At 32.6% G+C, this 3,550-nt stretch carries 6 protein-coding genes; 5 read left to right on the top strand and 1 reads right to left on the bottom strand.

From position 1 onward, the window contains the following. Positions 1-440: 440 nt before the first annotated feature. The gene (locus V7164_RS25325) at positions 441-749 is read right to left on the bottom strand and encodes a winged helix-turn-helix transcriptional regulator (RefSeq protein WP_335348228.1); all 309 of its coding nucleotides are present in this window, start codon (positions 747-749) and stop codon (positions 441-443) included. A 189-nt stretch (positions 750-938) separates the two neighbouring features. Here V7164_RS25325 and V7164_RS25320 point away from each other — a divergent pair, with 189 nt between their 5' ends. The 5 genes from V7164_RS25320 to V7164_RS25300 all read left to right on the top strand — a co-directional run bounded on the left by V7164_RS25320 (position 939) and on the right by V7164_RS25300 (position 3,510). Next, the gene (locus V7164_RS25320) at positions 939-1,787 is read left to right on the top strand and encodes a VOC family protein (RefSeq protein WP_335355606.1); all 849 of its coding nucleotides are present in this window, start codon (positions 939-941) and stop codon (positions 1,785-1,787) included. Positions 1,788-1,850: 63 nt separating this feature from the next. Further along, entirely contained in the window at positions 1,851-2,258 is a 408-nt protein-coding gene (locus tag V7164_RS25315) for a DoxX family protein (protein WP_335355605.1), read from the top strand. A gap of 381 nt (positions 2,259-2,639) precedes the next feature. Continuing rightward, positions 2,640-2,855 (top strand): STAS domain-containing protein, encoded by a 216-nt coding sequence (locus tag V7164_RS25310; RefSeq protein ID WP_335355607.1) that lies wholly within the window; start codon positions 2,640-2,642, stop codon positions 2,853-2,855. Next, positions 2,842-2,997, top strand: a complete 156-nt coding sequence (locus V7164_RS25305; protein ID WP_335355604.1) for a hypothetical protein — start codon at positions 2,842-2,844, stop codon at positions 2,995-2,997. Before V7164_RS25310 ends, V7164_RS25305 begins: the two co-directional genes overlap by 14 nt. 129 nt (positions 2,998-3,126) lie before the next feature. Next, entirely contained in the window at positions 3,127-3,510 is a 384-nt protein-coding gene (locus V7164_RS25300; protein ID WP_335348237.1) for a RidA family protein, read from the top strand. The last annotated feature ends 40 nt before the right edge of the window (positions 3,511-3,550 follow it).

The following is a 3,550-nucleotide window of genomic DNA, read 5'->3' as shown; positions in this document are numbered from 1 at the left end:
ATATAATAGTTATTGCAAGTTGAAAAAAGACTTTTTTATGGGAAATTAGTCTCTATCTAATTTTGACCATATATTTTTCCTTTAAAACAAGATTGCACATTAATTGCACATACTTAATTTTTTAGATTGTATTTAATTTATATAGATTTATTAATTTATACAACAAACGTTGATTTAACAATATTTAATTAATTCAGTTTGTCTTAATTTACCCATATTTTTTTCAGAATTGATTTTGACAGGGTAGGGGTCGGGGGTTCAAATCCCTCTCAGATCATTCAAAAAGTCACTTTCATTCAATTGAAGGTGATTTTTTTTGTGCACTTATTGATAAAACAAAACTACTAAACTTATTCAATAGTAAAAAAGGATACAATGGGTAAAAAATTTACCTAGTGCATCCTTTTTTTATAAATTCTTAAGTTCAATAGGGTTTACAATTAAGCGTCTAACCATTCTTGTGACCATTTTTCTATATTTCTCATAAGTGGTTCCAAGCCTAAACCTTTTTCTGTTAACGAATATTCAATTCGAACAGGGGTTTCTGGATAAACTTCTCGTTTAACTATTCCGCTGTTCTCCAATTCCTTTAACCTCTCTGACAGCACTCTGCCACTTACACCCACTGAAGATTCAATCGTACAAAAACGCTGCGGACCTAATAATAACTGGTAGATAATCATTCCAGTCCACCTTTGGCTCAATAACCCCATAGCTGTTTCAAATCTAGGACAAATCGACTTTTTCAATTACATCAACTCCTGACTTATATTATAAACATATTTATAAATAATTAAATTATATTTTATAAATAACTTACTTGACTTTCTTTAATTATAATAATATACTAACTTACATAAAGTAACTAACAGACGAATTGTGTGTTAAAAACAATTTGTTCGTTAAGAACAAAATAAATAACGAAGGAGGCAACTAAAATGAATTTTCATCATGAACCTATTACATTCGTAGGTCAAGTTAACTTAAAGGTACAAAATTTAGAGCGGTCGTTAGCATTTTATCAAGAAGTAATCGGCTTTAAAGTTTTAGAAAAAAGTGAAAGATCCGCTAACTTGAGTGCGGATGGAAAGACAGTATTATTATCAATTCAACAACCCAATGACGTAATTCCTAAACAAGGAAGAACTACGGGATTATATCACTTTGCACTTCTTCTGCCTAGACGCTCTGATTTAGCTAAAATTGTGCACCACTTTATGGAAATAGGATTGCAGTTTGGTTCTTCAGACCATCTTGTGAGTGAAGCCCTTTACTTATCTGATCCAGATGGAAATGGAATTGAAATCTATACAGACCGTGATCCTTCCGAATGGAACTGGGGGAACAGTGAAGTGGAAATGGCGGTTGATCCATTAAATTTTGTAGATCTTCTAGCTGGAGGTAAACAGCAATCATGGAAAGGTCTACCTGCTGGCACCGTTATGGGACACATTCATTTGCATGTATCCGAATTAAAAAAGACAGAAGAGTTTTATATCAAAGGACTCGGATTTGAAGTTGTAAACCGATATGGCACTCAAGCACTATTCATTGCGGATGGTAAATACCATCACCATATTGGTTTAAATACTTGGAATGGCGTAGGTGCACCTACACCTTCTCCTAATAGTGTTGGACTTGAATCATTTACTTTAATGCTTTCAAATGAGGAAAAAAGAAATAATATTATCAATCAGCTGAGGAATATTGGGGCTTCCGTCATTGAAGAAAATGGATGTTTCATTACCTTAGATCCTTCTGGAAACCGTATTTGCTTGAAAGTTTAATTATTAGCTAAAATTTATTAATCTAAATAAATTAAAAAAATCATAGGAATAGGAGAATAAATAATGAAACAAAAAAATGGTTGGAGTATGTTAATTCTTCGTATAGTTTTAGGGGTAACTTTTTTAATTCATGGTGTAGCTAAATTTCAAATGGGTCTTGGTAATGTAGCAGGCTGGTTTGAAAGTATTGGAATTATGGGCTTTTTAGGTTATGTTGTTTCTGTTATTGAGCTTGTTGGAGGAATTGCCTTACTTTTAGGAATTGGAACCAAGCTTATCTCAGCATTAATTGCTTTAGTGATGCTTGGCGCTATCTTTACAGCAAAATTATCTGTTGGTTTTATCGCACCAGGAGGGTATGAATTAGATTTAGCATTATTAGCAATGGCAGTTGTACTTGTTATTAATGGAAGCCAATTGTTTTCATTGGATAATAAGCTTTTCGGATCTTCAAAGGAAAATACGAATTAATAAAAAATTAGTGCTAAAAAACAAATAGATTAATCTCAGTGAGAATTTACAATTCTTAACTGAATGACAGCAGGCTGCATACCTTCTATAAGGGATGCAGCCTTTATTTTTTCATACTGCCAAACTACGAAAACACTTCTTTTTCCAATAGAAAGAATATTTTGACAGTTATTATGTTCCTAATCTTGTTTTTTAGTAAACTAATCCTATAATGATCTCAACAGTAATAATGAAGTGAATAGAGAAACCTTTTATTCGCTGGAGAAGAAAATAAATGTATTAATTGACCAATTTCTTACGAATTTCTTTATACGCTATTCAAAATACAAGGATGAACTCCTCGAAAATTAGCGCAAGCTAGTTGGAAATTTATCTGTTCCTATTATTCCTATTAATAGAGAGATTAGTGTTTTGCCTTTAATAGGTTCAATTAATCAAGTACGTATGTCTACTATACAAGATAAAGTGTTTAGCGAGATTAGAAATGGTCAAATTCAAAAGTTAATTATTGATCTTTCTGGAGTGGCACATATGGATGATGAGGTGACCGCTCATTTCAAAAAATTAATTGAAGGCATTTTTCATGATGGGATGTAAATCTTTATTTACTGGGCTGCGTCCAGTAATTGTGAAGAGCTTAATAAACTCTGAAAATAATATTAATCATGCTGCGGAATATAGAGGAACGTTGCAAATTGCTTTAAATGATATTGTCTTTAATGAAGAACTAATTAAGTAATTTATACATATTTGAAAAAGTGCATGCTAGGAATTACAACTGCATACCGTGTTTAATGTTTGAAAGGAGCGGAGTCTTTTAGTAATATTGTAATTTGAATTAATATTATAGAAGCAAAGGAGAAATATCATGGCAAGAAAAGCTTACGAGGCAAAGAGTGCAACAGCATCAGGACCATATTCACATGCAATTGATGCAGGAGAATTTGTTTATTTCTCAGGTCAAACGGCAATGAACTCCATTTCAGCGAAAAATCTTACTGGAGATATTGCGGAACAAACGAAGCAATGTTTCAAAAACCTGTTTGAAGTATTAGAGGTAGCTGGCCTAACATCTGATGATGTAGTGAAAGTAAATGTTTATTTAACTGATATGAATAATTTTGCGGCAATGAATGAAGTATATGAAACGCAATTCTCCAGTCCATTCCCTGCTCGGACATGTATAGCGGTGTTAGCTTTACCGTTAGGGGCTGAAGTTGAGATCGAAATGATTGCTAAAAAAACAAGATAATCTGATGTAAAAAGGAGTGGATACTAAAAATCACTCCTTT

Origin of the sequence: Bacillus sp. JJ1474 (genome assembly GCF_036965225.1) — a bacterium.
In the GTDB taxonomy this organism is placed as follows: domain Bacteria; phylum Bacillota; class Bacilli; order Bacillales; family Cytobacillaceae; genus Cytobacillus.
Note: the sequence above shows the minus strand (reverse complement) of the source record. Positions and strands in the feature narration are given on the sequence as shown.

Bases quoted from the DNA above. Each gene is read 5' to 3' on its own strand.
- V7164_RS25320 (WP_335355606.1), top strand. From the start codon at position 939: ATGAATTTTCATCATGAACCTATTACATTCGTAGGTCAAGTTAACTTA.
- V7164_RS25315 (WP_335355605.1), top strand. From the start codon at position 1,851: ATGAAACAAAAAAATGGTTGGAGTATGTTAATTCTTCGTATAGTTTTA.
- V7164_RS25305 (WP_335355604.1), top strand. From the start codon at position 2,842: ATGATGGGATGTAAATCTTTATTTACTGGGCTGCGTCCAGTAATTGTG.
- V7164_RS25300 (WP_335348237.1), top strand. From the start codon at position 3,127: ATGGCAAGAAAAGCTTACGAGGCAAAGAGTGCAACAGCATCAGGACCA.